This window comes from Caenispirillum salinarum, assembly GCF_044803115.1.
In the GTDB taxonomy this organism is placed as follows: domain Bacteria; phylum Pseudomonadota; class Alphaproteobacteria; order Rhodospirillales; family Rhodospirillaceae; genus Caenispirillum; species Caenispirillum salinarum_A.
In genome coordinates, this window is sequence record NZ_CP085224.1 from 401,842 (window position 1) to 428,030 (window position 26,189).

Below are 26,189 nucleotides of genomic sequence, written 5' to 3' on the forward strand. Positions count from 1 at the left end.
CTTTTCTTGCTTGTAGCGTGTCCCGCCGCCTATAGTGGCAGGACTACGCCAAGTGGGGAATGCGGGGCGCGCGCGTGATGAAAGTTCTGTTGGCCGATGACCACACCCTGGTGCGGCAGGGTCTGTCTCCGTTCATCGGCACCCTGGGCGATCAGGTGACCATCCTGGAGGCCGAAACGCTGGACGACGCGGTGTCGCGCGTGCAGGCGGACGGTCCGGTGGACCTGGTGCTTCTGGACCTGAACATGCCCGGCATGAACCGCATGGCGGGCATGACCCGCATGCGGGAGGCCGCACCGGATGCGCCGGTGGTGATCCTGACGGGCTCCATCGACGCCGACGACGTGCACGCCGCCGCCGAGGCCGGCGCGTCCGGCTACATTCCCAAGACGCTCAACGCCACCGCCATGGTCAACGCCCTGCGCCTGGTGCTGTCTGGCGAGCGGTATTTTCCCTCGTTCGCCTTCAACGCCCCGCCGCGCACCGCCGCCGTCGAGGAACCGGCGGGCGCGGGCGCGGGCGCCACGGGTGCTGAGGCGGGCGGCGACAACCCGCTGACCAAGCTGGACGAGCGCGAGACGCACATCGTCTCCATGATGGTCGACGGCGCCACCAACAAGGTGATCGCGCGCGAGCTTGGGTTGCAGGAGGTGACCATCAAGGTCCACACCCGCAAGATCTACCGCAAGCTGGGCGCCGCCAATCGCAGCCAGGCCATCCGCATCATCATGGAAAGCGGCTGGAGCGCCCGCGCGCCCCATCAGCCCTGAGCGGCTTCCCCGGCGGCGCGGCTGTGTTACCGTGGCACCCGCCATGACCGCCGATCGCGCCAAACCCGCCGCCGCCATGCCACGGCCCTACAGCCTGGATGCCGCCCGCGACATGCGGGCGCTGTACGGCTTCGGCTTGTTTCCCCTGCCCGAATACCGCCCCGCCCGCGTCGGCCCCTGGCGGCTGGAGCGCCATCGCGGCAGCCTGGCCCACGGTTATGTCACCCGCGCGGTGGTGGAGCCGGTGCGCTGGGTGCTCTACCGCGACCGCGTGCCCTGGATGTCCACCGGGGTGATGGAGCAGGAGAGCCACGCCTGGCACGTCCACCGGGCGCGGGGAACGGTGGTGGTCTTCGGCCTGGGCATGGGCATGTACGTCAACGCCGTTGCCGCGAAGCCCGAGGTGGAGCGTGTGGTGGTGGTCGACAATGCGCCCGAAGTCCTGGCCGTGCTGCGCGCGGCGACGGACTTCGACGCCTGGAAGGGGCGCGAGAAGATCACGCTGGTGGAGGCCGACGCCCTGGACCCCGCCGTGCCCGAGCGCCTGCGCACGGCGCTGGCGGGGACGCGGCCCGACGTCCTGTACGCCGATATCTGGCCCACCTACCCCGATGCCGGGGCCCCCGCCCAGACCGCGGCCCTGGCGGCGGCGCTGGAGCCCGCGGAGGCCGGCTGGTGGGGGCAGGAAATCTCCTTCGCGCTGTGGGCCCATCGCCAGGGCGGCGGCACGCTGGAGGACTATGCGGCGGCGGTCGGCGTGCCGCTGGCGGTCAGCGACGGCTACCGCGCCTTCTGTCGCGATGCCGCGGCCATCCACGACATCGCCGCACTGGCGGGCGACCGGCCGAGCCTGGGCCAGCGCCTGAAACGGCTGCTGGGCCTGGGCGGACGGAACTGACCGGCGGCGCCTCCGCATCGGCGTGAAAAGTTTCACACCACGAGCGCGGAGTATCTTGCAGAGCGGCGCGGTGATCGCTACCTTAAACACACCTGTATTTCGTGAAAATAATGAACGGACCGCGCACATGCTCGACGGGCGCCGCATCCTGCTCATCATTTCCGGCGGCATCGCCGCCTACAAGTCGCTGGACCTGATCCGCCGCCTGCGCGACCGCGGCGCCGCCGTGCGCTGCATCCTGACGAAGGGTGGCGCCCAGTTCGTCACGCCGCTGTCCGTCGCCGCATTGTCGGAAGAAAAGGTCTATCAGGACCTGTTCAGCCTGACCGACGAGGCGGAGATGGGCCACATCCGCCTGTCGCGCGAGGCCGACCTGGTGCTGGTCGCCCCCGGCACCGCCGACCTGATGGCGAAAATGGCCGCCGGGATGGCCGATGATTTGGCGACGACCGCGCTGCTGGCGACGGACAAGCCGGTCCTCCTCGCCCCGGCCATGAACACCTTCATGTGGTCGCACGCCGCGACGCAGGCCAACCTGCGCACGCTGAAAAGCCGCGGCATCCTGACCGTCGGCCCCAACGCCGGCGACCTGGCCTGCGGCGAGACGGGCGCGGGCCGCATGGCCGAGGTGCCCGAGATCATCGCCGCCGTGGAAGAGGTCTTCGCCAAGGACGACGCGCCGAAGCCGCTTGCCGGCCGCCGCGCGCTGGTGACCAGCGGCCCGACGCACGAGGCCATTGATCCGGTGCGCTATATCGCCAACCGCTCCTCGGGCAAGCAGGGCCACGCCATCGCCGCCGCCCTGGCCGCCCTGGGGGCCGAGGTGACGCTGGTTTCCGGTCCCGTTGCCCTGCCCGACCCGGCGGGCGTGCGCGTGGTGAAGGTGGAGAGCGCGCGCGAGATGCTGGAGGCCTGCCAAGGCGCCCTGCCCGCCGACATCGCCGTCTGCGCCGCCGCCGTGGCCGACTGGCGGGTGGAGGCGGCCGGCCAGAAGATCAAGAAGACCGCCGGCGGTGCGGCGCCGGCGCTGTCCTTCACCGAGAACCCGGACATCCTGGCGACCCTGTCGGCCGCCGGGCCCGACCGTCCGGCCCTGGTGGTGGGTTTTGCCGCCGAGACGGAAAACGTGCTCGATCACGCCGCCGCCAAGCGCGCCCGCAAGGGCTGCGACTGGATTCTCGCCAACGACGTCTCGCCGGCCACCGGCACCTTCGGCGGCGACCGCAACACGCTGCACCTCATCACGGGCGACGGCACCGAAGAGTGGCCGACGCTGGACAAGACCGACGCCGCCGCGCGTCTGGCCGACCGCATCGCCCGGGCCCTGACCGCCACCGCCACCGCCACCACCGCCGCCGCGCCGGCCTGATCCGCGCGCACCCGACCCGCTTCCCGGACCCACGCACCGACGAGAAAACGCCATGCTCCGCCCCTCCAAGAAACTGCTGTTCGCCATCGAGGCGGTCCTGGACATCGCCTACCATGCCGCCGGGGAGCCCGTGCAGAGCCGCGAGATCACCCGCCGCCAGGGCATCCCGCGCCGCTATCTGGAGCAGACCCTGCAACACCTGGTGCGGTCGGGAATCCTGGTCGGCGTGCGCGGCCCCAAGGGCGGCTACCGCCTAGCGCGCGAGCGTCGGCGGGTGACGGTGGGCGAGATCGTGCGCGTGGTGCAGACCATGGAGGCGGCGGAAGATCCCTACAAGGACCTGCCCGGCAGCCCGTTGGGCGTCAATGTGGTGCGGCCGCTGTGGGGCGAGTTGCAGGAGGAGGTCATGGAACGGCTGGATTCCATCACCATCGACGACCTGTGCACCAAGGCCTTCCAGTCGGGCCTGGAGAGCGAGGCCCACAAGGCCATGGACTTCACCATCTGAGGCAATGGCCTTACCTGGCCGCTTGGGGCGGTATCCCCGTGCCGTTGCGTCGGAATTTCCCGTGGCCGAATGCGAGACGGGGATTGCATGTCGGCGAATCCCTCTTATAAATACACTCAAGAGCGTTGGTTCTTGAACGTATTACACAAGAAAACGGGGTTTTAGCGATGACCGAAGCCAGCACCCTCGCCAAGACCAAGCCCGAGTTCCGCGGCAAGGTCTATGACAACATCCTCCAGACCATCGGCGCCACGCCGCTGGTGAAGCTCGGCCGACTTGCGGCCGATGCCGGCGCCAAGGCGACGGTGCTGGGCAAGTGCGAGTTCTTCAACCCGCTGGCCAGCGTCAAGGACCGCATCGGTCTGGCGATGGTCGAAGCCGCCGAGGCCGCCGGCAAGATCACCAAGGACACGGTGCTGATCGAGCCGACGTCCGGCAACACGGGTATCGCGCTGGCCTTCGTGTGCGCCGCCAAGGGCTACCGCCTGATCCTGACCATGCCGGAAAGCATGTCCATCGAACGCCGCAAGATGCTCAAGCACCTGGGCGCCGAGATCGTGCTGACGCCGGCCCCCAACGGCATGAAGGGCGCCGTCGCCAAGGCCAAGGAACTGGTCGAGGAGCACGAAAACGCCTACATGCTCCAGCAGTTCGAGAACCCGGCCAACCCGGAGATCCACCGCAACACCACCGCCGAGGAAATCTGGAACGACACGGACGGCCAGGTGGACGTCATCATCTCGGGCGTGGGCACCGGCGGCACGCTGACGGGCGTCGGCCAGGTTCTGAAGGAGCGCAAGCCCGGCCTGAAGATGATCGCGGTCGAGCCCGAGGACAGCCCCATCCTGTCGGGCGGCGCGCCGGGTCCGCACAAGATCCAGGGCATCGGCGCCGGCTTCGTGCCGGGCGTGCTGGGCCGCGACCTGATCGACGAGGTCATCAAGATCGGCAACGAAACCAGCTTCGAGACCGCCCGCAAGGCGGCCAAGCTGGAGGGCCTGCCGGTCGGCATCAGCTCGGGCGCGGCCATCGCGGCGGCGCTGGAAGTGGCGCAGCGCGACGACATGGCCGGCAAGACCATCGTCATCATCCTGCCCAGCTTCGCCGAGCGCTACCTGTCCACGCCCCTGTTCGAGGAGGCGTGACCCCTCCATATCACGGATGAACCGTGATATTCCGGTGGGCGCCGGTCCGTTGTCGCGGGCCGGCGCCTTTCCGTTTCCAGAGTCGAGAACAGGCTGCTCCATGGACTTCACCGACGCGCAGATCAACCGCTACGCCCGCCACATCATCCTGCGCGAAGTGGGCGGGGCCGGGCAGGAGGCATTGCTGAACGCCCGCGTGCTGCTCATCGGCGCCGGCGGGCTGGGCTCGCCGCTCGGGCTGTATCTGGCGGCGGCGGGGGTGGGGACGTTGGGCATCATTGATGATGACACCGTCGACCTGTCCAACCTGCAACGCCAGGTGATGCACGACTCGAACAGCGTCGGCGTGCCCAAGGTCGAAAGCGCGGCGCAGCGGTTGCGGGCGCTCAACCCCGACGTCACCGTCGTCCCCCACAAGACCCGCCTGACGGCCGGCAATGCGCTTGAGCTGATCGACGGCTACGACATCGTCGCCGACGGCTCGGACAACTTCGAGACGCGGTTCCTGGTCAACGACGCCTGCCATCTGGCCGGAAAGACGCTGGTTTCCGGCGCCATCCTGCGCTTCGACGGCCAGGTGAGCACGTTTGCCACCCATCGCGGCGGCCCGTGCTACCGCTGCATCTACGGCGACATCCCGCCGGCCGGCTCGTCACCCACCTGCGCCCAGGCCGGCGTGCTGGGGGCGGTGCCGGGGGTGGTCGGATCGCTGCAGGCGACCGAGGTGCTGAAGGAGATCCTGGGCGTCGGGGAAAGCCTGAGCGGCCGCCTGATGATCTGGGATGCGCTGGCCGCCGAGGTCCGCACGGTGCGCGTCCCGCGCGATCCGGGCTGCGCCCTGTGTGGCGACGAACCCACCATCACCGATCTGTCGCGGCACAAGGGCTGATACCCTTTGGTCCCGCGGCGCCGGTCGGGGGCGCTCAGTCCATCTCCACCATGGGCGGGGCCAGGACCTCGCGTTTGCCGACGTGGTTGGCCTTCGACACCACGCCTTCCTTCTCCATGCGCTCGATGATGCGGGCGGCGCGGTTGTAGCCGATTTGCAGGTGGCGCTGCACGAAGCTGGTGGACGCCTTGCGCTCCCGCGCCACCAGCGCCACCGCCTGGTCGTACAACTCGTCGCCCGAGGACCCGTTGCCGCCGCCCGGCCCGCCGCCGGCGTCCTCGCCGAAGCCGGGAATGGCGGCCATGGCGGCGGTGTCGTCGTCGCTCTCCTCCGTGACGCTGTCGACATAATCCGGCTCGCCCTGGTCGCGCAGGTGGCCGACGATCTTTTCCACTTCCTCGTCGCTGGCGAACGGCCCGTGGACGCGGGTGATGCGCCCGCCGGCGGCCATGTAGAGCATGTCGCCCTGCCCCAGAAGCTGCTCGGCGCCCTGCTCGCCCAGGATGGTGCGGCTGTCGATCTTGCTGGTCACCTGGAAGCTGATGCGGGTGGGGAAGTTGGCCTTGATGGTGCCGGTGATGACATCCACCGAAGGCCGTTGCGTCGCCATGATGATGTGGATGCCGGCGGCGCGCGCCATTTGCGCCAGACGCTGGATGGCGGCCTCCACGTCCTTGCCGGCCACCAGCATCAGGTCGGCCATTTCGTCGACGATGACCACGATGAACGGCAGCGGCGTGAGGCTCAAGGATTGCTCCTCGAAGATGGGCTTGCCGGTGTCGGGATCGAAGCCCGTCTGCACGGTGCGCGTCAGGCCCTTTTCGGTCCTGGCGGCCTCGGCGACCTTGGCGTTGTAGCCCGCGACGTTGCGCACGCCGAGTTGGCTCATCAGGCGGTAGCGGTTTTCCATCTCGCGCACCGCCCATTTCAGGGCCACGACGGCCTTGTGCGGGTCGGTGACCACCGGCGAGAGCAGGTGCGGGATGCCGTCGTAGGCCGACAGCTCCAGCATCTTGGGGTCGATCATGATGAAGCGGCACTGGTCCGGCGTCATGCGGTAGAGCAGCGAACAGATCATGGTGTTCACCGCCACCGACTTGCCCGAGCCCGTGGTGCCGGCGATCAGCAGGTGCGGCATGCGCGCAAGGTCCACGTACTGGGCCGCGCCGCCGATATCCTTGCCGAGCGCCAGGCACAGGTTCTGGCCGGACTTCTCGAACTCGTCGGCGGCCATCAACTCGCGGAAGCGCACCACCTCGCGCTTGCGGTTGGGCAACTCGATGCCGATGACGCTGCGGCCGGGAATAACGGCGATTCGCACCGACACCGCGGCCATGGACCGCGCGATGTCGTCGGCCAGCCCGATGACGCGGCTGGTCTTGGTGCCGGGCGCGGGTTCCAGCTCATAGAGCGTTACGACGGGGCCGGGGCGGACCTTCACGATCTGGCCCTTGACGCCGAAGTCCGCCAGCACGCCCTCGAGCATGCGGGCGTTGGCCTCCAGGGCGTCCTCGTCCAGCGGGTTGGCCTCTGCCGGGTCGGGCGGGGCCAGCAGGTCGAGCGGCGGGAACACCCAGCCTTCGTGCGGGTCCGGCGGCAGGAGGGAGCCCTGACGGCTTTCCCTCTCGCGCTTGCTGGGCGCCTTGCGCGGCTGGCTGACCACCAGGTCCGACGCCGCCGAGGCGGCGGCCCCGGCGGCGGGCGCGGCTGGGCGGCTCGGCTGGGCGTCGCGCAGGATGGGTTCGCGCCGGTCGGTGACCGAGGGCTCCACCCGGCGTCGGCGGCGGGGCGGCGCCTCGGCGTCGGCCTCGTCGGCGGTCAGTTCGTCGCGGCGGCGGGCGACGGCGGATTTCAGGCGGCCGCCCGCATCCAGCACGGCGTCGGGGATCGCCTTGACGGAGGCAATGGCGCGGCGCCATTCGTCGAACCGCACATGCGCGGTCCACAGGAACAGCAGGGCGCCCAGCCCCGCCCCGGTCGCGGCGAAGACGCCGCGCAGGTCAGCCGCGCCCAGATCCGCCGCCGCATCGCCGGCCGCATTCAGCAAAAGCGCGCCCGCCGCGCCGCCAAGCCCCGCCGCGATGGGCCAGTCGGGCGGCGTCGGCAGGGCGGACAGGCCCAGGCTCACCAGGATGGCGGCGCCGATCAGCCCGACGGTGCGGGCCCACGACGCCGTCACCGGCTGGCCGGAAATCAGCCGCACGCCCCAGCTCAGTACCGCCAGCAGGGGCAGCGCCGCCGCCAGCCCCAGCGCCTGCAGCAGCCCGTCAGACAGCGAGGCGCCGAACAGGCCCAGGGCGTTGGCCGGGTCGCCCTCGCGCGCCAGGTTCCACGACGGGTCTCCCGGCGTGTAGGTCAGCAGCGCCGTCGCCACCACGCCGACGAGGGCCACCAGCCCCAGGCCCAGCACCCGCGCCGCCCCGTCCCGCGCCGCCGCCACCATTTCGGGCGGCAGGAACGGATTGCGGGCGGGCGCCTTGCGGGAGGACGAGCGAGCCATGGGGAATGTCTCCGTCGGTCTGGGCGGCGGGCGTCTGGCGGCGGCGCTTACAGCACCTCGGCAATGCGGGTCAGGGCGGCTTCGGTCTTCTGCTGGTCGTGGACCAGGGCCATGCGGATGTACGGCGCCCCGGCGTTGGAGCCGTCGGCCTCGTCCACCGTCAGGTAGCGGCCGGGCAGCACCTTGATGCCGGCTTCGGCCCACAGCCGGCGGGTGACGGCCTCGCCGTCGCCGACGTCCAGCCACAGGAAGAACCCGCCGGCCGGGGCCACCGTCTCAAGCCCCAGCTTGGGGCCGAGGATGCGGTCGGCGGCGGCCATCTTGTCCTGGTAGAGGGCACGGTTCTCCTCCACATGCGCCTCGTCCCGCCACAGGGCGGCGGCGGCGGCCAGCAGCGGCAGCGCGGTGCCGGCTGCGGAATAGCTGCGGAGGCGGGCGAAGCGGGCGATGACCTCCGGGTCCCCCAGCACGAAGCCCGAGCGCAGCCCCGGCACGCTGGAGCGCTTCGACAAGGAATTGAACACAACCACGTTGGACAGGTCCCCGCCCAACTCGCGGCAGGCGTCCAGCGCGCCCGGCGGCGGTGCGTCGCGCCAGATTTCCGAATAGCATTCGTCGGCGACCAGCAGGAAATCGTGGTCGCGGGCCAGCCGCACCAGGGTCTTCCACTGATCCAGCGTCGCCACCGCGCCCTGCGGGTTGGCCGGCGAGCAGTAGTAGACGATGGCGAGACGGTCGAGCACGTCTCCCGGCAGCCCCGCCACATCGGGCAGGAAGCCGGTCTCGGCGCCGGCCGTCAGCATCAACGGCTCCGCCCCGTTCATCACCGCCGCGCCCAGGTAGACCTGGTAGAAGGGGTTGGGCATGGCGACCAGCGGCGTGCGCGCGGACTCGTCGCTGGGAATGGCGACCTCGCCCAGCATGAACAGGGCCTCCCGCGTGCCGGCGACGGGCAGGATGTGGCGATCGGCTTCCACCATGCCGTCGGGCAGGCCGTAGCGCCGCGTCGCCCACTCGGCCACGGCGGCGCGGTGGTCTGGCGTGCCGTTGACCGGCGGGTACTTGTTCCACAGATGCGCGTGCGCCGCCGCCGTTTCGGTCAGCAGGGCGGGCGAGGCATGCTGCGGCTCGCCGATGGAGAGGATCATGCCGCCGTCCGCGGGCGCCGGGATGTCCTGGAGGAGGGCGTTGAGGCGAGCGAAGGGGTATTCGCTCAGCCGGTCGAGACGCTGGTTGAACTTCATGCGGCAACTTCCTGTGGACAAAGCGGAAACACGATACAGGGCGCCGCCCCGCCGCACAAGCGGGACCGCCACCGCCGCGCGGGGTGGCGGACGCGGTGTTGCCGGTCGGTCACAAGGCTTTCGATCGGGACGGGGCTGGGGGACGGGCCCAGGTTGGTCCCGCGGCGCCGGTCGCCTGAGGACACGCGCGCGGAGCCGCCCCTACTCCGTCCACTCCGTCATCGGCCGTCCCTCGCGCACCCAGCCCTTGATGCCGGGTTCCAGGTTGTAGACCTGGGGGTAGCCCAAGCGCTTGGCGGCGAAGCTGGCGACTGCGGCGGAGCGGTTGCCCGAGCGGCAGTAGATGGCCACCGGCGCATCCGGCGGGGCGGCGGCCAGAAGCGCCTCGGGAAAGGTGCGCACCGGGCCGTTCTCGTCGAACGCCATGATCGTCTTGGCACCGGGGATGATGCCCGTTTCCCGCCATTCCTCGGGCGTGCGCACGTCGATCACCGTCACGCCGTCGGCCGCCAGCTTGGCGAAGGCCTCCGGCCCCACGTCGGCCCAGGCGTGCGCCGACGGAGTGACGCCGGCTTCCGGCGCCCCGGCCGCACGCGCCTCCCACGCCACGGCGGGACCCAGCAGGCTCGCGCCAAGTAGCAGGAGAGCGGCGGCGGTGCGGCGCAAAACCATCATCGACAGGGGCCTTTCCGGCAACGGGGTCAGAGCTGCGACAGCATGGGATTGGAGTTGGACATTTTCTGGATGCGGTCGAAGCCCTGGCGCATCTGCGTCATGATGAACTCCGCCCGGCGCACGGGGGCCGAGTCCACATCGCCGGGGAACTGGCGCACCCAGGCGTTCAGCTTCACCGTCAACGCGCAGAGCACGCCGCCGATTTCGGTGTGGTAGCTCTGGATCAGCTCCTTCACCCGCTGGAAGCGGATGGCGGAGATGTTGTCCCACATTTCGTTGGTGGAGCGGTCGAAGTTTTCGAACCGCCCGGTCACGGCCGCCGACAACTCGTTCAGGCGGGCTTCCATCATGCGGCAGGTCTGCATGAGCTGCTGGTCGTTGCGCAGCTGCCAGTTGTTGCGCAGCGCCTCCATGCTGTCCAGGAAGTTGTCCAGCAGCGGCTGGATGCGGTCCAGGCACTGGCGATAGTAGCTGAGCGACAGGAAGATGTCGCCGTAGTCCTCCAGGAACTTGGGAATCTCCATGACGTCGATATCAAGCTTCTGCGCCATGATCTTCAGCTTTTCGCGCGCCTTGCGCACGTCGGGATCGCGGAACAGGCGGATGATGTCGTCGAAGTCGTGGATGGAGACGTCGGAGTCGCCGTAGATCTGCATGATCAGCGGCCGCGTGAACTTGGTCATGTAGTCGCCAAGCTCGCGGTTCTTCTCGGGACTCAGCTTCAGCGCGGCGTTCTCGCGCACCGGAATGTCCATCTTGCGCAGCAGGATGCGCAAGCTGAACACGTCGTAGGTGGGCAGCAGGGAAAGCTGGCGCAGGGTCACCAGGTCGGGGTGCGGCTTGCGCGGCTCGTCGTCGTCCTTGTCGTCCTCGTCCTCGTCCTCGGGCGGGGTCCAGCCGAACATCTTGGGCAGGGCCTCCACCTCGATCTGGCCCGAGCCCGTCTCGCGCTCCGAGAACACCTCCACCACGCTGCGCAGGTGGTGGTTCTTGATCATGCGGGATCGCTGCAGCGCCTTGGTCTCGATGGGAATGATCTCGAGCGGCAGCACGTACAGGCTGTCCATGTCGGAATCGACGATCGGCGTCACCGGCTTGCGCGCGGCCATGTGCGGCGGTCCCTTCCCTGCCGGAGGTGCGGTGCGGTGCGGTGCGGCCCAGCCGGGCCGGCGTTTCGTCATTCTACCATATCAGGAGTACGGTCAAGGAAAGATGCGCGCGCCGCGCAGAGCGGCATCCCGCGTGCTGGCGCGGCGGCGGCGTCTTGGGTAAAAGAACCGCCATGCCACGCTTCAAGCTCACCATCGAATACGACGGCGGCCCCTTCGTCGGCTGGCAGCGCCAGGCCAACGGCCTGTCCGTCCAGGAAGCCCTGGAGACCGCCGTCGCCGGCTATTGCCAGGTCGACGCCGTCGTCCACGGCTCCGGCCGCACCGACTCCGGCGTCCACGCGCTGGGGCAGGTGGCCCATGTGGACCTGCCGCGCCACGACCCGCCGGCCAGGGTGCGCGACGCGCTGAACGCCCATCTGCGCAAGCACCCCATCAGCATCCGCGACGTGGAGCAGGTGGACGAGGACTTTCACGCCCGCTTCTCGGCGCGGGAACGGTCCTACGTCTACCGCATCCTCAACCGCCGCAGCCCGCCGGCGCTGGACGCGGGGCGGGTCTGGTGGGTGGGCCCGGACCTTGACGCCGCGGCCATGCACGCCGCCGGGCAGATCCTGGTCGGCCACCATGATTTCTCCACCTTCCGCGCCAAGGAATGCCAGGCCCGGTCGCCGGTGAAGACGCTGGACGAACTGGCCGTCACCCGCGAGGGCGAGGAGGTGCGGCTGTTCGTCCGCGCCCGGTCGTTCCTCCATCACCAGGTGCGCAACATGGCCGGCGCGCTGAAGCTGGTGGGCGAGGGCAAGTGGACGGCCGACGACCTGCAACGGGCGCTCGACGCCCGCAACCGCGCCGCCGGCGGCCCTACCGCGCCGCCCCAGGGCCTGTACTTCCTTTCGGTGCGCTATCCGGAGCACGACGCCTGATGTCCTGGCTGACCCTGACGCTTGCCATCGCCTTCGAAGTCGCCGGCACCACCAGCATGAAGCTGAGCGAGGGCTTCACCAAGCTGGTGCCGTCGGTGGCGATCTTCGTCTGCTACGCTGCGGCCTTCGCGCTGCTGACCCTGACGCTGCGGACCATGGGCGTGGGCATCACCTATGCCATCTGGTCGGGCGTCGGCACGGTGGCGACGGCGGTCATCGGCGCCCTGGTCTTCGGCGAGAGCATGGGACTGGTGAAGGTGGCCTGCATCCTGCTTATCACCATCGGCGTGGTCGGGCTGGCGCTGGCCGATTAGCGGTTTCGTCCTCCTTCTGGTCGGGCAACCGGGCGGCGCCCCGCGGCCGTTCCTGCAGCACGTATATTAGCGTGTTCGCAACAAGAAGGGAGCCGCGCCATGTTCATCGAGAAGGTGAAGTCCGAGGGCCTGGCCCACCTGTCCTATGTGGTCGGCGGCGGCGCCAAGGCGGCCGTCATCGACCCTCGCCGCGACTGCGAGGACTACATTCGCATCGCGCGCGACAACGGCGCCACCATCACCCACATCATCGAGACCCACCGCAACGAGGACTATGTTTCGGGCGCTCCCGTGCTGGCCGGAATGACAGGTGCCGCCGTCCTGCACGGTCCCGACGCCGACGCCGACATTGCTTACGCCGAGACGGCGCCCGAGGGGACGGAGGTCGACCTGGGCGGCGGGTTGCGGCTGAAGGTGCTGGAGACGCCGGGCCACACCCACGACAGCCTCTCCATCGCCGTCTACGACGACCAGTTCGGGGAAGAGGCCGTTGGCGTGTTCACCGGCGACGCCCTGTTCATCGGCGACGTCGGCCGCACCGACTTCTATCCCGACGAGAAGGAGCGGGTGGCCGGCCAGTTGTTCGATTCGCTGCAAAAGATTCTCGGCCTGGGCGACCAGACGATCCTCTATCCGGCGCACGGGGCGGGCTCGGTCTGCGGCTCGGGCATGGCGGACCGCGAGTTCTCCACGCTGGGCTACGAGCGCCTGAACAATCCCATGCTGAAGATCACCGACCGCGACGCCTTCATCCGCGCCAAGGTGACCGAGCATCACGACTATCCGCCCTACTTCCGGCACATGGAGCACCTGAACAGCGTCGGCCTGGACAAGCGCGCGCCCGTCGGCGCGCCGCGCGTGCTGACGGTCGATGAACTGGACGCAGCCGGCAAGCGGGCGGTCCTGCTGGACGTGCGGCCGGCGGCGGCGTGGCTGGGGGCGCATGTGCCGGGCTCTCTGGCCATCGCGGTGGGAATGGTCCCGGCCTTCGCCGGCTGGCTTCTGGCGCCCGAGGACGAGATCGTCCTGATCGCCGAGGATGCCGCCATGGCCGAGGCGGCGACCACGCATCTGGCCCGCATCGGCTACGACCGCGTGGTCGGCTTCTTCCCGGCCGGCATGACCAGGTACGCGACCACAGCGCGCCCGTTCGAGGCGGCGCCCGTGGTCGACGTGGTCGAGGTGGAGGCCCTGGTGGCCGACCCGCCGGCGGACTGGACGCTGCTGGATGTGCGCTCTGACGACGAGGCGGCTTCGGCCGGGATTGTGCCGGGATCGAAACAGATCTACGTGGGCGAGCTGCCGACGCGCCTGGACGAACTGCCCAGGGACCGGCGCTATACCGTCATGTGCGGCAGCGGCGCCCGCGCCACCGTGGCCGCCTCGGTTCTGGCGCGGGCGGGATATGCCGACGCCGGCGTATTTCTGGGCTCCATGCAGGCGTGGCTGAAGCGCGGCGACGAAACGGCCTAGTCCTTCGCGGGGTGCCGGACCTGCGTCCCGCCGCGGCCCCGCCCGTGGCGGGGAGGAGATCCCGTTCGGTCCCGCCGGGCGGGATTATCCATGACGGTTTTGCATGGCTGCCGACGCAGCTGTTGTGGAAACCCTCATAGCAATTGGTATAAATTGATCTATCCGATCCGCCTAAAGGGCTAGGCCCAAAAAAGCACGACTGGGGAAGGAAGGTCGCGGCAATGCTCTCTTCACTGCGCATCAGGACCCGTCTGTATGCAGGTTTCCTCGTGGTGCTGGCCCTGCTGGCGCTGGTGGCTGCGGCGTCCATCTGGGTGTTCTCCTCGGCGTCCACCTCCTTCGACCGCTTCGCCGGGGCCGCCCATGGCGCCGTCTCGGGCGTGGAACTGGACCGCACGGCCTCGGCCTTCGATCGGCGCGTCGACGAATACCTGAGCAACCCCGACGCCGAGGCGCGCGAGGCGCTGGAGGCCAGCCGCGCCGACCTTGAAGAGGCCATCGCGGAGGTCCAGGGCCTGGCTATGGCGGGCGCCGCCGGCGAGCAGGCGGAAAACATCGCCGCAGCCTACAACGCCTATCTGGCGGCGCTTGAGCCGGCCATGGCGCTGGCGGAGCGGCGAGTGTCGCTCGCCCAGGACACGCTGAAGCCGACGGCGGACGAACTGGTGGCCGAGGCCCGCGACGTGCTGGAGAACGGCACCCTGGCGCAGCTCGCCGGCGCCGCACGGCTCATCCAGCACACGCTTCAGGCCCAGATGGCCGTGACCAGCTACCTCCTGGAGCCCACCGACGACGTCTTCGCCGTGATCTGGGAGGAACTCTTCGCCGTCGACGAGGCCATCGCCCAGATGCCCAACGCCGACGCCGCCATCGCGCTTTACGACGCCTACCTGAACGGCGTGAACGAGCTGTCCGGCGTGATCGGCGAGATCCAGGCGGCGCACGTGACGCTGGAGGCCCAGGGCGCCATCATCACGGAAAGCGCGGCGGCCATGAAGCAGGCGGCCGTCGCCTCGGAGACGGCCATCCAGAAGGCCACCAACGCGCAATTGGAGGGCGCCGGCGACCTGGTGATCGCGCTGACGGCCGTCAGCCTGCTGCTGGGTGTCGCGGCGGCCTTCCTCATCGGCCGCAGCATCGCCAAGCCGGTGACGGAGATGACGGCGACCATGGCGCGGCTGGCCGATGGCGACCTGTCGGTGGAGGTGCCCGCCCAGGGCCAGAAGGACGAAGTCGGCGAGATGGCGGCGGCCGTGCGCGTCTTCCGCGACAACGCCCGCAAGGTCGAGCGTCTGCAGCAGGAGCAGGAGGAAGTTCGCCGCAAGGAGGAGGAAGCCCGCCGCGAGGCCATGCTGGGCCTGGCCGACGAACTGGAGCAGGACGTCGCCGGCGCCATCGGCGACATCACCTCCTCGGCGTCGCAGATGCAGTCGACGGCCGAGGCCATGTCGGCCACCGCCGACGACACCAACCGCCAGTGCTCCACCGTCGCCAATGCCACCCAGGAAGCGTCGAGCAACGTCGAGACCGTGGCCGCGGCCGCCGAGGAACTGTCGGCGTCCATTTCGGAAATCAGCCGCCAGGTCAACCAGTCGGCCACCATCGCGCGTGAGGCCGTCAGCCAGGCCGGCACCGCCAACGATCAGGTGGAGGGCCTGCTGGAGGCCACCGGCCGCATCGGCGAGGTGGTGAACATGATCACCGACATCGCCGAGCAGACCAACCTGTTGGCGCTGAACGCGACCATCGAGGCTGCGCGTGCCGGCGAATCGGGCAAGGGCTTCGCCGTCGTGGCGAACGAGGTGAAAAATCTGGCCAACCAGACCGGCCGCGCGACCGAGGAAATCAGCCAGCAGATCCAGTCGGTGCAGGTGGCGACGCAGACGGCGGTCAACGCCATCAAGAGCGTGACGTCCACCATCGACCAGATCAACGAGATCGCCGGCGCCATCGCCTCGGCGGTGGAGGAGCAGGGCGCCGCGACCCAGGAAATCGCCCGCAACACCCAGCAGGCCGCCCGCGGCACCCACGAGGTCACCTCGACCATCGGCGGCGTCACCCAGGCCGCCGGCGAGACCGGCCAGGCCGCCACCCAGGTGCTGCAGAGCGCCAACGACCTGCACGTCCGCGCCGAACAGCTTCAGTCGGCGGTGGGCAGCTTCCTCAGCCGCGTGCGGGCGGGGTAGGGGGCGGCGGCCGCACGGCCCCTCACCCGCCGCCGCGCGCCAGGATGTCGTCCAGGGCGCGGCGCAGTTGCCCGGGCGTGACCGGCTTGTGAAGCAGCCCCAGGCCCAGGCCGGTGATCGTCCGCTGGGTTTCCGGGCTGGTCTCGCCGGTCAGCACCAGGGTGGGAACCTGCCCGCAGAGGCCGCGCACGCGCGCCACGGCGTCGGTGCCCGTCTCCCCGGCGCGCAGGCGGTAGTCGGCCAGGATCAGGTCGGGACAGCGGCCGTCGGCCCGCAGCAGGCGCGCGGCTTCGGCCCCGGAGGCGGCGCCCAGCGTCTGGTATCCCCAGTCCTGCAACTGCCCTTCCGTGCCCATGAGCACGATGGCGTCGTCGTCGATGACCAGAACCAGCGTCTCGGCCGCCGCGCGCCGCCCGTCCGCGGCTGGCGGGGCAGCGCCGACGTCGGCGGCCTCGGCGGCGTGGTCGGGCTCCGCCAGCGGCGTCTCGACCGAGAAGACCGAGCCCCCGCCGACCCGGCTTTCGACGTCCACCGGCAGGTCCAGCAGCATGGACAGGCGCCGCACTATGGCCAGGCCCAGACCAAGGCCCTGTTCGCGGTCACGCTCCGGGTTGCCGACCTGGTGGAACTCGTCCCACACGCGCTCCAGATGTTCGGCGGGGATGCCGATGCCGGTGTCCCGCACCTCGATCCGCGCCGCCTTGCGCTCCGGCACGGGCCGGCAGTTCACCACGATCTCGCCTTCGGGCGTGTAGCGCAGGGCGTTTTCCACCAGGTTGCGCAGGATGCGCCCCAGCAGCGTGCGGTCCGTGCGGGTCCAGGCCGTGCATTCGGCGACGCGGAATGTCAGCCCCTCTTCAAGCGCCCTGCCTTCGTATGCCGTGCGCAGGTCCTCCAGCACCGGCGCCAGCGGGAACCGCTCCAGGCGCGGCTCCACCATGTTGGCGTCCAGGCGCGAGACGTCGAGCATGCTGTCGAGCAGCCCCTTCAGGGCATCCAGGGCGTTGGTCAGGTGCCCCAGGCGGTCCGCGCCTTCCGTATCCTTCAGGTGCGGGCGCAGGGATTCGGTGAAGAAAAACAGCGACTGCATGGGCTGGCGCAGGTCGTGGCTTGCGGCGGCCAGGAAGCGTGATTTCGCGTGGTCGGCCCGTTCCGCCTCCTCCTTGGCGCGCCGCAGCTCGCGCTCCATTTCGGCGCGGTGGGAGATGTCGTAGAAGGTGCAGGCGGACAGGATCATCCGGCCGTCCGGCGCGAAGACCGGCGCGGCGTTGACCATGAAGGTGGTCAGCCGGCCGTCCCCGCGCCGGTAGCGCATTTCCGTCAGCGGCGTCGGGTCGCCGGTGATGAGCGGGCGGGCCAGGGGGTATTCGTCCGCCGCATAGGACCTGCCGTCCTCGTGCAGGCCGCCGTATTCCCCGTAGGCGCTGACGTCGGCTGTCGGCGTGACGGGGTGCCCGAGAAGCCGTTCGGCCTCGCTGTTGTGCAGGATCACCTTGCCGGAGGGTGCCTCGGCGACGATGACGCCCGCCGGCATCTGTTCGATGATGGCGCGCAGCAGGCGGCGCTCGCGGTCCAGTTCGGCGGTCAGGCGGTCGCTTTCCTGTTCGGCCCGGCGCAGGTCGGTGATTTCGGTGACGACGGTTCCGGCATGGACGACCCGGCCAGTGTCGTCGGTGACGGGGAACCACCCGGTCCGGAAATGGCGCTTGGAGCCCGGCGGTTTCAGGGTTTCGGCGTAGATCTCGAAGGGCGCCGGCGCGACGCCGGTGGCGAATATCTGCGCGATGACGGGCATGACGTGCGGCGCCACGTCGGGCAGAAGGTCGCCGATGCGCCGGCCGATGTGCTCCTCGACCGGCAGGCCGTTGATCTCGGCCATCCAGCGGTTGACCCGCGCGAAGCCGCCGGCGTGGTCGAAGTAGGCGAAGCCCACCGGCGCGTGCTCGAACAGGGCTTCCAACTGCCGTTCCGCCATGGCGCGGCGTTCGGCGGCGGTGGGCAGCGCGCCGTCGCCGAGCGAGCGCAGGAACAGGCTGGCGCCATCGTCGAAGGGAAAGGCGCGCGCCGACCACGACGTCGCCGTCGGGGCGTGTTCCAGGTCCGCAGCCTGGGCGGTTCCCGTTTCGCGGACCCTCCGGCAGAGGTGACGCAGGGCGGTGCCGAAATCGGCGCCGAAGGCCGCGGCAAGCGATCGCCCCACGGCCGTGCCGGCGCCCGCCGAAAGGTCCTCGGCCGCCGCGTTGGCGAAGGTCACCCGTCCGTTCCGGTCCACATGCAGGATGCCGTCCGCCGTGCTGTCGAGCAGCCGGCGGAGATGGGCCGAAGCGTCGAAGGCGGCGGGCTCGGAGGGCACGGCGGCGGCGTCTCCCTTTCCTTGCGGGTGGGGCGACCGACGCCGCCCCGTCGGCGCTCCGGCAGGGTCAGACGCTGGTGCCGCCCACCGTCAGCGGCTCGACCAGAAGCGTCGGCTGGCCGACGCCGCACGGCACGCCCTGTCCTTCCTTGCCGCAGGTGCCGATGCCGGGATCGAGGCCCATGTCGTTGCCGATGGCCTTCACCCGCGTCAGCACGTCGGGGCCGTTGCCGATCAGGGTCGCGCCCTTGACCGGCGCGCCGAGCTTGCCGTCCTCGATCATATACGCCTCGGAGGCCGAGAACACGAACTTGCCCGACACGATATCCACCTGTCCACCACCGAAGTTGACGGCGTACAGGCCTTTCTTGACGCTTCGGATGATGTCTTCCGGATTGGCGTCGCCGCCTTCCATGTAGGTGTTGGTCATGCGCGGCATGGGCGCGTGGGCATAGGACTGGCGCCGCCCGTTGCCGGTGGGCTGGGCGCCCATGAGGCGGGCGTTGAGGCGGTCGAAGATGTAGCCGGTCAGGATGCCGTCCTCGATCAGCACGGTGCGGCTGGTGGGCGTGCCCTCGTCGTCGATGGTCAGCGAGCCGCGGCGGTCGGGAAGGGTGCCGTCGTCCACCACCGTCACGCCGGGCGCGGCCACGCGCTTGCCCATGCTTTCCGAGAAGGCCGAGGTCTTCTTGCGGTTGAAGTCGCCCTCCAGCCCGTGGCCGACGGCCTCGTGCAGCAGCACGCCGGGCCAGCCGGGGCCGAGCACCACCGGCATTTCGCCGGCCGGCGCGTCGATGCTGTCCAAGTTGACCACCGCCTGGCGGATGGCCTCGTCGACGGCGGCCTTCCAGGCGTGTTCCTCGACCAGGCCGTCATAGGTGACACGCCCGCCCATGCCGTGGCTGCCGGTTTCCATGCGGTCGCCCTGGGACACCATGACGGACACGTTCATGCGCACCAGCGGGCGGATGTCGGCGGCCATGGTGCCGTCGGCACGGATGATGTGGACCGCCTGCCACGAGCCGGTCAGCGAGGCCATCACCTGGCAGACGCGCGGGTCCCTGGCACGCGCGTAGGCGTCGATCTCCGCCAGCACGCGCACCTTTTCCTCGAACGGCACCATCGGCAGCGGGTTCGCGTCGGTGTACAGCGCCGTGTTGGTGCCCGTCGGGGGATCGGCCATGATGCCGCCCGCCCCCCGGCGCACGGCCCGGACCGTGTCGGCAGCGCGGTTCAGCGCGGCGTCGTCGAGCGTTGTGGCGTGGGCGAAGCCCGTCGCCTCGCCGGAGACCGCGCGCAGGCCGAAGCCCTGGGCGGTGTCGAAGCTGGCCGACTTCACGCGGCCGTCGTCGTAGGCGATGCTCTCGGACTGGCGGTATTCCAGGTACAGCTCGCCGTCGTCGCAGCCCTCCAGCGCGCCGGCGACCGTCGCCTGGGTGCGGTCGCGGTCGAGCCCGGCCTTGGTGAAGAACAGGTCCTCGGTGACGGCGATGTCTGCCATGGCGGTGCGTCTCCTGAAGCGCGGCGTCGCGGTATGGTGCTCGGTCGGTCTTGCCACGGACGGGCGCGCCCTGGCAAGCGGGTCCTCCCCATGTGGGGCGGGAACCGCCGCATGTCACGGGATGCACCACCCGACCGGGGAGTGTTCGCGGGCAGCTTCAGGCGGTAAACAGGATGGGCGCCGTTTTCGCGCGCCAGGAGCCCGTTCCATGCCCGATACCGCCGCCGCCGCCCTGACCGAGCACCCGTTGCGGGCCATGCTCAGCAACGAGGTCCACGCCCGCCCCCACGAACAGCTGGAGGGGCCGTGGCGGGCGACGCATTTCGCCATGCTCTCGGGCGAGCGCGGATCGCAGGAGGAGCGTGACCTGCTGGCCGGGCTTCTGGCCGACCACGGCCTGCCGGCCCCGCCCGAGGGCGCGGTGTACCATTCCGTCGACCTGGACCCGGTACGCCTGCGGTGGGAGCGGCACACCGAGTTCTCCACCTGGACCTTCCTTCTGCCCGGTGCGTTCGACCCTGCGGCACCGTTTGAGGAAACGGCCCTGGACGCCGTGCCGGAAGCCTGGGTGCGCCGCCTGCCGGGGCAGCTTCTGGTCGGCATGCACGTCGCCATGGATGGCCGCGAGCGCGGCGTGGACGAACTGGCGGATTTGTTCGGCAGCCGCGTCGCCGGCAGCCGCGTCGGCGGCGGGGCGGGGGCGGTCTACACCGATTTCCTGCTGCGCGGCGACGGTTTCGGCCGGGCGCTCATCGTCAACCGCCGCCTGACGCCGGGGCAGTCCGGCCGCACGCTCCAGCGCCTGCTGGAGATCGAGACCTACCGCATGATGGCGCTGCTGACCTTCCCCCAGGCGCGCGAGACCGGGCCGCGCCTGTCGCGCATCGAGCAGGGCCTGGCCGAGGTGACGGCGGAACTGGCCGAGAGCAACGGCGGGGCCGACCGCGACCGCCGCCTGCTGGGCCGGCTGACGGAATACGCCGCCGAGACGGAGCGCCTGCTGGCGGCCCTGAACTTCCGCCTGTCGGCCTCGCGCGCCTACCACGCCATCGTCCGGCGGGCGGTGGCCGACCTGCGCGAGGAGCGAATCGAGGGCCTGCAGACCTTCGCCGAGTTCCTGGCCCGCCGCCTGTCGCCGGCCATGAACACCTGCGAACATGTGGGCGAGCGCATGGAGACCCTGTCCAAGCGCCTGACGCGCGCCGGCGACATGCTGCGCACGCGCGTCGACATCGCGCTGGGGGAGAACAACCGCGACCTGCTGCACAGCATGAACCGCCGCGCCGAGTTGCAGTTGCGGCTTCAGGAGACGGTCGAGGGGCTGTCGGTGGTGGCGATCAGCTACTACCTGCTGGGGCTGGTGGGCTATGCCGCCAAGGGGCTGAAGGAGGTGGGGCTGCTGCCCGTCGACCCGGCGGTGGCGGTGCTGGCCGGCCTGCCGGTGGTGGTGGCGCTGGTGCTGATCGGCGTGCGCCGGCTGCGCAAGGCGGTCACCAAGCGCGGGCACTGAGGGATGGCCCGCCGGCGCGCGGTGTCACTCCGCGTTGCGGCGCAGCCAGGTCCAGGCGCCGGCCAGGAAGGCAATGTTCAGGGCGGGGATGGCGAAGGCCTTGAAGGCGGCCCAGGTGTCGGTGTCGAAGCTGCGCCAGACCACCTCGTTCAGCCCGGACAGCACCAGCAGGAAGGTCACCAGCGCCAGCGTCAGGTGCTTCCAGGCCTCGGGCCGGGCGCGGGTGCCGGCGCCGAACACGGTGCGCAGCGGCATGCGGCCGAAGGCGAGCGCGGCGGCCAGGACCACCGCCACGGCCGTGTTGCTGATGGTCGGCTCCATCTTCACGAAGCGCGGGTCCGTCAGCACCAGCGTCAGCCCGCCGATGGCGCCCACCGAGACCAGGCTCGCCACCGGCACCAGCGGGATGCGCCGCTCGCCGCGCCACGAGATGACCGTCGAGACCAGCGTGCCGGCGATCAGCAGCGCCGTGCCGACATAGATGTCCCAGATGCTGGTGCCGACGAACAGCAGCAGCGCCGGGCCCAGTTCCAGCACCATGCGGCGGATGTTGCCGCGCAGATCCCATCCGTCGGCCTTGGTATGGCCGGCAGCGGTGGCGGCGTTTGCGAGGCTGTCGTGCTTGTCGGTCATGGCGTGAGGGAAACGCGCGCGCAGGTGAAGGGGATCGTTGCCATTTGGCGCCTCAGGACCCGAACAGGGCGCCGAACATGTCCGGCATGGGCAGGCCGGGCGTCTGCTCCGGCGCCACGAACAGGCTGCCCAGCACCACCAGGCCGAACAGGCCCAGGATAATGCCGGAGCCGCGGTTCAGCCAGAGCAGCCAGTTGGGCGAGAACTTATGCCGAATGGCGCCCGCCAGCGCGCTCAGGCACAGCCACCACAGGGCCGAGCCGACGAAGACGCCCAGGATCAGCAGCCCGGCGTCGAGCCGGTCGTTGGCCACCTGCACCGCGCCCATGGAGGCGAACACCGCCATGAAGGCCAGAATGGTCGCCGGATTGGTCAGAGTGATGACGAAGGACGAGGCGAAATCCCGCCACAGGCCCATATGGACGTCGGGCGTCTGCCACAGCGTCGGCTTGGTGCGGAAGGTGCGCAGGCCCAGCACCAGCAGGAACACGCCGCCCACCAGCGACAGGATCGTGCGGTGGTCGAACAGGAAGTCCGACACCAGCGTCAGCCCGAAGCCCGCAACGGCGCCATAGAGCGTGTCGGCCACGGCGGCGCCCAGGCCGGCGATCCAGGCGGCGACGCGCCCGTCGGCCAGTGCGCGGCGGATGCACAGAAGGCCCACCGGCCCAACCGGCGCCGCGATGGCGAAGCCCACGGCCACGCCCTTGAAGAAATAATAGTCCATGCCTTGCAGTCTTTGGCGGCGACCCCCGATGGCCGCCGGCGGCACAATACCAGATATCGTCCAGGATGCGACCGTTAGGTCTGCTCTTGCCGCGTCTCCGCCGGGTCGTCGAAGCCTTCACCGGCGTAGAAGCGGTCCACCTGTTCCTGCGACAGCACCGGCTCCAGCTCCAGCGCATCGTCGCGCCCCGTGGCGGGGGGCTGTTCGTCGTCGCGCCGGGCGGGGCCGCGGTAGGCCGGGTCGTCGCGGCGGCGCCGGTCGGGGCCGAAGTAGCTCTTCAGCCGCACGTAGCGGCGCGGCCGCTCGATCACCGCGCGGATGCGGCTGAACAGGCTGGCGGCGGAAAACGGCTTGATGAGGTATTCGTTGGCGCCCGCGTCCCGCGCCGTCACCACATGAAACTTCGTGGCATGGGCGGTGACCATGATGACCGGCAGGAACGGATCGGGGCTGTCGGGGGCGTTGCGCAGAAGGCGCGTCAGCTCCACCCCGTCCAGGTGCGGCATCTCCCAGTCGGCCAGCACGATGTCGGGCTTGCGCAGGCGGACCATCTTCAAGGCCTCGGCGCCGTCGGGCGCCTCGCGGATGTCGCTTACGTTCAGCGCCTTGAGCGTCGTGCGGACGAGCTGCCGGCCGAAGGCGCTGTCCTCGGCGACAAGGATGCTGAGGCGGGAGATATCCAGTCCGGTCATGACGCGTCCTGCGGTTCTTGAAATCTTCAGGCGGAAAACCTTCAGGCCGGCTCGGGCCCGAGGCACACCCGGTTGCGGCCCCCTTCCTTGGCTGCGTAGAGGGCGGAGTCCGCGGCCTTGATGACACGCTCGTAGTCGGGGTGGCCGTCATGCAGCGCCGCCCCGACCGACACGGTCGCCGCCACCTGCCGCCCTTCGCCGACCTGCACCGGTGCGGCCTCCACGGCCCGGCGGATCTGCTCGGCCTTCAGGGCGAGGCTCTTGCGGTCCATCTCGGCCAGCACCAGCAGGAACTCCTCGCCGCCGTAGCGGAACACGAAGTCGCCGGCGCGCACGGTGTTCATCAGGGTTTCGGCGATGTGGACGAGCACCTTGTCGCCGGCATCGTGGCCGTGGGTGTCGTTGATGGCCTTGAAGTGGTCGCCGTCCACCAGCATCACCGCGAACGGCTTTCCGTGGCGGATGCTCACGGAAACCTCGCGCTGAAGGATGGACGGCAGGAACCGCCGGGTCAGCAGGCGCGTCAGGCTGTCGCGGCCGCTTTCCACCTCCATCGCCTGATTGGTGATGGAGGACAGCAGGAAGGCGATCTCGGTGACGTCGCGGTCCAACTCGCGGATGACGCCGACGCTGGCCCGTCCGGCGCCCGCGGCTTCGCGCACCTTGGCGGTGGCGGCGGTGACCTTCGCGCGCAGGGTTTCCAACTCGGCGACCGGGCCGAAGGTCAGTTCCGCCTTGTGGTTGAGCCACAGGCCGAAGTCGCTGGTCTCCAGCGGCGGCACGGCGGCGACCCCGGTCTCGGTGTCGTAGAGGGCGACCATGACGCTGCGCAGCCAGTCGAACAGCGACGCCTTCAGGCGCTCGCTTTCCAGGGCCAGGCTCTGGCCGGTCATGTGCATCTTCAGGCTCTGCTGGTGGCGGACGTTGCCCATCATGTCGCCCAGGTATGCCTCGTGCATGTTGTCGGCCAGCGTGTCGAGCACGTCGCCCAGGAAGAGGATCGCATCGGCGGTGTCGCTGGCGCCCAGGTCCTGTTCCGACTCCACCAGCCTGCGGGCCAGGTCGCGCTTGATGACGCGCACACCCAGGTTGATGAGCGTCAGCGGGATGTCGACGCGGGCATGAACCAGGCCGACCTGTTGGTTGCGCGCGACCAGGGCCTCGACACCCGCTTCGTCCTGCACCGCGAAGACGTCGGAGATCCACCGCGCCATGGACCGCCGCAGGCGGGTCTGCACGATGTCGTGGCTGAGAAAGGCGGCCGCCTTGGGGTCGTCCATGAGCGAGGCGTAGAACACATCGGCCAGCGCATCGGCATCATGGCGGGCGCGGGCCGCCACGCGGTCGCGCAGGGCGGCGGGAGTTTGCGTCCACAAGGCGCACAGGGCGCGCACCGCGGCGGCGTTGGCCTCTCCGGCGCGCGGTGCCTCGTCGGCGGGAGCATCGGGAGACCCGGTTTCAGCGGCAAGCATTCGGTCGGCCTTCATATCCTGAAGCTTTTGCCGAACACTATCCGAAAGACGCAGAATCTTTAAGCGATTTGGGGTAAGGGCCGGTCTCTCCCGGCGCGGGGGTCAGGCCGGCACCGGCAGGGGTTCCGCGCGGAACCGGCGCACCGGCGTGGCCAGGGCGTCCTGCGCCTCGATCAGCGCCAGTTCACGCCCGCCGGCTCGTTCGGTGGCCTCGAACACGCTGAACAGGCCGTTGACGGCGGCCTCCAGCGCCTCGGGCACGCGGCGGCTGCGCAGGAAGTGACCGAGAAAAAGCGCGGCGAAGGCATCGCCGGAGCCGGTCGGCGGATGCGCCAGCGGGATACGCGGGGTGGAGATGAGCCACGCCCCTTCGGGCCCACGCGCCAGCACCTCGATCCGCTGCGGGTCGGCGTCGCAGCGCCGCAGCGAGGTGACCATGACCACCTTGGGGCCCATGGCGCGCAGGGCGTCCACCGCCTCCACCACCTGGCTCATGAGCGAGCAGGGGCGGCCGGTCAGCAGTTCCAGCTCGAACTGATTGGGGGTGGCGAGGTCGGCGCGCGGAATGACCACGTCGCGCATCAGGTCGGGGATGTCCGGCTTGACGTAGAGCCCGCCCGGCCCTCCGGTGGCCTCGTGATCGCCCATGACCGGGTCGCAGCAGTAAATCGCGTCCGGGTTGGCCGCCTTCACCGTATCGGCGGCCTCCACCACCGCGTGGCCGATGCCGGCGTCGCCCAGGTAGCCCGACAGCAGCGCGTCACAGCGGCCGAGCACGCCGCGCTCGCCGATTCCCCGGACCGTGTCCCGCACCAGGGCGGCGCCGAGGACGGTGCCGCGCACGGTCTCGTAGCCCGTGTGGTTGGAGAAGTGGACGGTGTGCACCGGCCACACCTCGTTGCCCAGGCGCTGCAGCGGAAACACCGCCGCCGAGTTGCCCACATGGCCGTAGGCGACGTGGGACTGGATGGAAAGGATCGCCAAGACTGGCCTCCGGGTCCGGAACGCGATGGCTCCGCACTATAAGCCCGATGGAGGGACGGGCAACGGGCCATTTCGGGCGACGGCGCCGGGCGCCGTTCGAAATCGACTTGGGCGATGAAAAAGGGCTGTTAAATCGGATGGATCGGCAGCCGCCGTTCCCGGCATAAAAGAGACACGGCGACGCGCCGTCCTGCCTGCCCCGGTCGATCCCGCGGCGCGTCGTTATCCCCGGCCCGCACGCCTCTCCCCCTCCTCCGGCGTGCGGGCCACCCCTTCCTCAGAAAATGACCCGCAGCGCTTCATCTGGGTTC

General features: G+C 70.0%; 22 protein-coding genes. 11 read left to right on the top strand and 11 right to left on the bottom strand.

The features are described 5' to 3' along the window. Window positions 1–77: 77 nt before the first annotated feature. The 6 genes from LG334_RS01895 to LG334_RS01920 all read left to right on the top strand — a co-directional run bounded on the left by LG334_RS01895 (window position 78) and on the right by LG334_RS01920 (window position 5,579). On the top strand, window positions 78–770 hold the full coding sequence (locus LG334_RS01895; protein WP_404382768.1) for a response regulator: 693 nt from the start codon (window positions 78–80) through the stop codon (window positions 768–770). 43 nt (window positions 771–813) lie between these two features. Further along, complete coding sequence (locus tag LG334_RS01900; RefSeq protein ID WP_404382770.1) at window positions 814–1,668, top strand: hypothetical protein; 855 nt, start codon at window positions 814–816, stop codon at window positions 1,666–1,668. A 127-nt stretch (window positions 1,669–1,795) separates the two neighbouring features. Beyond that, on the top strand, window positions 1,796–3,037 hold the full coding sequence (gene coaBC, locus LG334_RS01905; protein ID WP_404382772.1) for a bifunctional phosphopantothenoylcysteine decarboxylase/phosphopantothenate--cysteine ligase CoaBC: 1,242 nt from the start codon (window positions 1,796–1,798) through the stop codon (window positions 3,035–3,037). Between the two features lie 52 nt (window positions 3,038–3,089). Further along, entirely contained in the window at window positions 3,090–3,545 is a 456-nt protein-coding gene (locus LG334_RS01910) for an RrF2 family transcriptional regulator (RefSeq protein WP_404382774.1), read from the top strand. A gap of 167 nt (window positions 3,546–3,712) precedes the next feature. Further along, window positions 3,713–4,690, top strand: coding sequence for a cysteine synthase A (cysK, locus tag LG334_RS01915; RefSeq protein ID WP_404382776.1), 978 nt, complete (start codon window positions 3,713–3,715; stop codon window positions 4,688–4,690). A gap of 100 nt (window positions 4,691–4,790) precedes the next feature. Beyond that, a complete protein-coding gene (locus LG334_RS01920; RefSeq protein WP_404382778.1) occupies window positions 4,791–5,579 on the top strand; it encodes a HesA/MoeB/ThiF family protein in 789 nt (262 codons plus the stop codon). A 34-nt stretch (window positions 5,580–5,613) separates the two neighbouring features. On the opposite strand, the gene LG334_RS01925 is transcribed toward LG334_RS01920, so the two are convergent. The 4 genes from LG334_RS01925 to LG334_RS01940 form a co-directional block, all read right to left on the bottom strand. Next, window positions 5,614–8,079, bottom strand: a complete 2,466-nt coding sequence (locus LG334_RS01925; protein WP_404382780.1) for a DNA translocase FtsK 4TM domain-containing protein — start codon at window positions 8,077–8,079, stop codon at window positions 5,614–5,616. Window positions 8,080–8,126: 47 nt separating this feature from the next. Continuing rightward, window positions 8,127–9,323 carry an aminotransferase class I/II-fold pyridoxal phosphate-dependent enzyme gene (locus LG334_RS01930; protein WP_404382782.1) on the bottom strand — a complete coding sequence of 399 codons (1,197 nt, stop codon included), beginning with the start codon at window positions 9,321–9,323 and terminating at the stop codon, window positions 8,127–8,129. A 201-nt stretch (window positions 9,324–9,524) separates the two neighbouring features. Beyond that, complete coding sequence (locus LG334_RS01935; protein ID WP_404382784.1) at window positions 9,525–9,998, bottom strand: rhodanese-like domain-containing protein; 474 nt, start codon at window positions 9,996–9,998, stop codon at window positions 9,525–9,527. A gap of 26 nt (window positions 9,999–10,024) precedes the next feature. Further along, on the bottom strand, window positions 10,025–11,107 hold the full coding sequence (locus tag LG334_RS01940; protein ID WP_404382786.1) for a hypothetical protein: 1,083 nt from the start codon (window positions 11,105–11,107) through the stop codon (window positions 10,025–10,027). A 173-nt stretch (window positions 11,108–11,280) separates the two neighbouring features. Between LG334_RS01940 and truA the strand changes: the two genes are divergently transcribed. The 4 genes from truA (at window position 11,281) to LG334_RS01960 (ending at window position 16,006) form a co-directional block, all read left to right on the top strand. After that, window positions 11,281–12,033 (top strand): tRNA pseudouridine(38-40) synthase TruA, encoded by a 753-nt coding sequence (truA, locus tag LG334_RS01945; protein ID WP_404382788.1) that lies wholly within the window; start codon window positions 11,281–11,283, stop codon window positions 12,031–12,033. Further along, window positions 12,033–12,347, top strand: a complete 315-nt coding sequence (locus tag LG334_RS01950; protein ID WP_404382790.1) for a DMT family transporter — start codon at window positions 12,033–12,035, stop codon at window positions 12,345–12,347. Before truA ends, LG334_RS01950 begins: the two co-directional genes overlap by 1 nt. Before the next feature lie 99 nt (window positions 12,348–12,446). Then, window positions 12,447–13,820 (top strand): rhodanese-like domain-containing protein, encoded by a 1,374-nt coding sequence (locus LG334_RS01955; RefSeq protein WP_404382792.1) that lies wholly within the window; start codon window positions 12,447–12,449, stop codon window positions 13,818–13,820. A gap of 221 nt (window positions 13,821–14,041) precedes the next feature. Next, the gene (locus LG334_RS01960) at window positions 14,042–16,006 is read left to right on the top strand and encodes a methyl-accepting chemotaxis protein (RefSeq protein ID WP_404382794.1); all 1,965 of its coding nucleotides are present in this window, start codon (window positions 14,042–14,044) and stop codon (window positions 16,004–16,006) included. Between the two features lie 22 nt (window positions 16,007–16,028). On the opposite strand, the gene LG334_RS01965 is transcribed toward LG334_RS01960, so the two are convergent. Continuing rightward, complete coding sequence (locus tag LG334_RS01965; RefSeq protein ID WP_404382796.1) at window positions 16,029–18,359, bottom strand: PAS domain-containing protein; 2,331 nt, start codon at window positions 18,357–18,359, stop codon at window positions 16,029–16,031. Between the two features lie 67 nt (window positions 18,360–18,426). After that, window positions 18,427–19,860, bottom strand: coding sequence for a metalloprotease TldD (gene tldD, locus LG334_RS01970; RefSeq protein ID WP_404382798.1), 1,434 nt, complete (start codon window positions 19,858–19,860; stop codon window positions 18,427–18,429). Window positions 19,861–20,068: 208 nt separating this feature from the next. On the opposite strand from tldD, the gene LG334_RS01975 reads away from it, so the two are divergent. Continuing rightward, window positions 20,069–21,370: a DUF3422 family protein gene (locus tag LG334_RS01975; protein WP_404382800.1), complete on the top strand. Its 1,302-nt coding sequence runs from the start codon at window positions 20,069–20,071 to the stop codon at window positions 21,368–21,370. Between the two features lie 24 nt (window positions 21,371–21,394). On the opposite strand, the gene LG334_RS01980 is transcribed toward LG334_RS01975, so the two are convergent. The 5 genes from LG334_RS01980 to pdxY all read right to left on the bottom strand — a co-directional run bounded on the left by LG334_RS01980 (window position 21,395) and on the right by pdxY (window position 25,878). Further along, window positions 21,395–22,003, bottom strand: coding sequence for an inner membrane-spanning protein YciB (locus LG334_RS01980; protein ID WP_404382802.1), 609 nt, complete (start codon window positions 22,001–22,003; stop codon window positions 21,395–21,397). A gap of 52 nt (window positions 22,004–22,055) precedes the next feature. Continuing rightward, window positions 22,056–22,730, bottom strand: coding sequence for a LysE family translocator (locus tag LG334_RS01985; RefSeq protein ID WP_404382804.1), 675 nt, complete (start codon window positions 22,728–22,730; stop codon window positions 22,056–22,058). Between the two features lie 74 nt (window positions 22,731–22,804). Continuing rightward, window positions 22,805–23,422, bottom strand: a complete 618-nt coding sequence (locus LG334_RS01990) for a response regulator (RefSeq protein ID WP_404382806.1) — start codon at window positions 23,420–23,422, stop codon at window positions 22,805–22,807. Window positions 23,423–23,463: 41 nt separating this feature from the next. Continuing rightward, complete coding sequence (locus LG334_RS01995; protein ID WP_404382808.1) at window positions 23,464–24,909, bottom strand: GGDEF domain-containing protein; 1,446 nt, start codon at window positions 24,907–24,909, stop codon at window positions 23,464–23,466. Window positions 24,910–24,996: 87 nt separating this feature from the next. Then, a complete protein-coding gene (gene pdxY, locus LG334_RS02000; protein ID WP_404382810.1) occupies window positions 24,997–25,878 on the bottom strand; it encodes a pyridoxal kinase PdxY in 882 nt (293 codons plus the stop codon). Window positions 25,879–26,189 lie beyond the last annotated feature (311 nt).

What these genes read in the sequence shown, in the direction of transcription:
- LG334_RS01955 (WP_404382792.1), top strand. Translation starts at nt 12,447, where the DNA reads ATGTTCATCGAGAAGGTGAAGTCCGAGGGCCTGGCCCACCTGTCCTAT.
- LG334_RS01900 (WP_404382770.1), top strand. Translation starts at nt 814, where the DNA reads ATGACCGCCGATCGCGCCAAACCCGCCGCCGCCATGCCACGGCCCTAC.
- LG334_RS01925 (WP_404382780.1), bottom strand. Translation starts at nt 8,079, where the DNA reads ATGGCTCGCTCGTCCTCCCGCAAGGCGCCCGCCCGCAATCCGTTCCTG.
- tldD (WP_404382798.1), bottom strand. Translation starts at nt 19,860, where the DNA reads ATGGCAGACATCGCCGTCACCGAGGACCTGTTCTTCACCAAGGCCGGG.
- LG334_RS01895 (WP_404382768.1), top strand. Translation starts at nt 78, where the DNA reads ATGAAAGTTCTGTTGGCCGATGACCACACCCTGGTGCGGCAGGGTCTG.
- LG334_RS01995 (WP_404382808.1), bottom strand. Translation starts at nt 24,909, where the DNA reads ATGAAGGCCGACCGAATGCTTGCCGCTGAAACCGGGTCTCCCGATGCT.
- LG334_RS01985 (WP_404382804.1), bottom strand. Translation starts at nt 22,730, where the DNA reads ATGGACTATTATTTCTTCAAGGGCGTGGCCGTGGGCTTCGCCATCGCG.
- LG334_RS01950 (WP_404382790.1), top strand. Translation starts at nt 12,033, where the DNA reads ATGTCCTGGCTGACCCTGACGCTTGCCATCGCCTTCGAAGTCGCCGGC.
- LG334_RS01930 (WP_404382782.1), bottom strand. Translation starts at nt 9,323, where the DNA reads ATGAAGTTCAACCAGCGTCTCGACCGGCTGAGCGAATACCCCTTCGCT.
- LG334_RS01910 (WP_404382774.1), top strand. Translation starts at nt 3,090, where the DNA reads ATGCTCCGCCCCTCCAAGAAACTGCTGTTCGCCATCGAGGCGGTCCTG.
- LG334_RS01960 (WP_404382794.1), top strand. Translation starts at nt 14,042, where the DNA reads ATGCTCTCTTCACTGCGCATCAGGACCCGTCTGTATGCAGGTTTCCTC.
- LG334_RS01980 (WP_404382802.1), bottom strand. Translation starts at nt 22,003, where the DNA reads ATGACCGACAAGCACGACAGCCTCGCAAACGCCGCCACCGCTGCCGGC.
- LG334_RS01920 (WP_404382778.1), top strand. Translation starts at nt 4,791, where the DNA reads ATGGACTTCACCGACGCGCAGATCAACCGCTACGCCCGCCACATCATC.
- LG334_RS01990 (WP_404382806.1), bottom strand. Translation starts at nt 23,422, where the DNA reads ATGACCGGACTGGATATCTCCCGCCTCAGCATCCTTGTCGCCGAGGAC.
- LG334_RS01975 (WP_404382800.1), top strand. Translation starts at nt 20,069, where the DNA reads ATGCCCGATACCGCCGCCGCCGCCCTGACCGAGCACCCGTTGCGGGCC.
- LG334_RS01935 (WP_404382784.1), bottom strand. Translation starts at nt 9,998, where the DNA reads ATGATGGTTTTGCGCCGCACCGCCGCCGCTCTCCTGCTACTTGGCGCG.
- cysK (WP_404382776.1), top strand. Translation starts at nt 3,713, where the DNA reads ATGACCGAAGCCAGCACCCTCGCCAAGACCAAGCCCGAGTTCCGCGGC.
- LG334_RS01940 (WP_404382786.1), bottom strand. Translation starts at nt 11,107, where the DNA reads ATGGCCGCGCGCAAGCCGGTGACGCCGATCGTCGATTCCGACATGGAC.
- truA (WP_404382788.1), top strand. Translation starts at nt 11,281, where the DNA reads ATGCCACGCTTCAAGCTCACCATCGAATACGACGGCGGCCCCTTCGTC.
- coaBC (WP_404382772.1), top strand. Translation starts at nt 1,796, where the DNA reads ATGCTCGACGGGCGCCGCATCCTGCTCATCATTTCCGGCGGCATCGCC.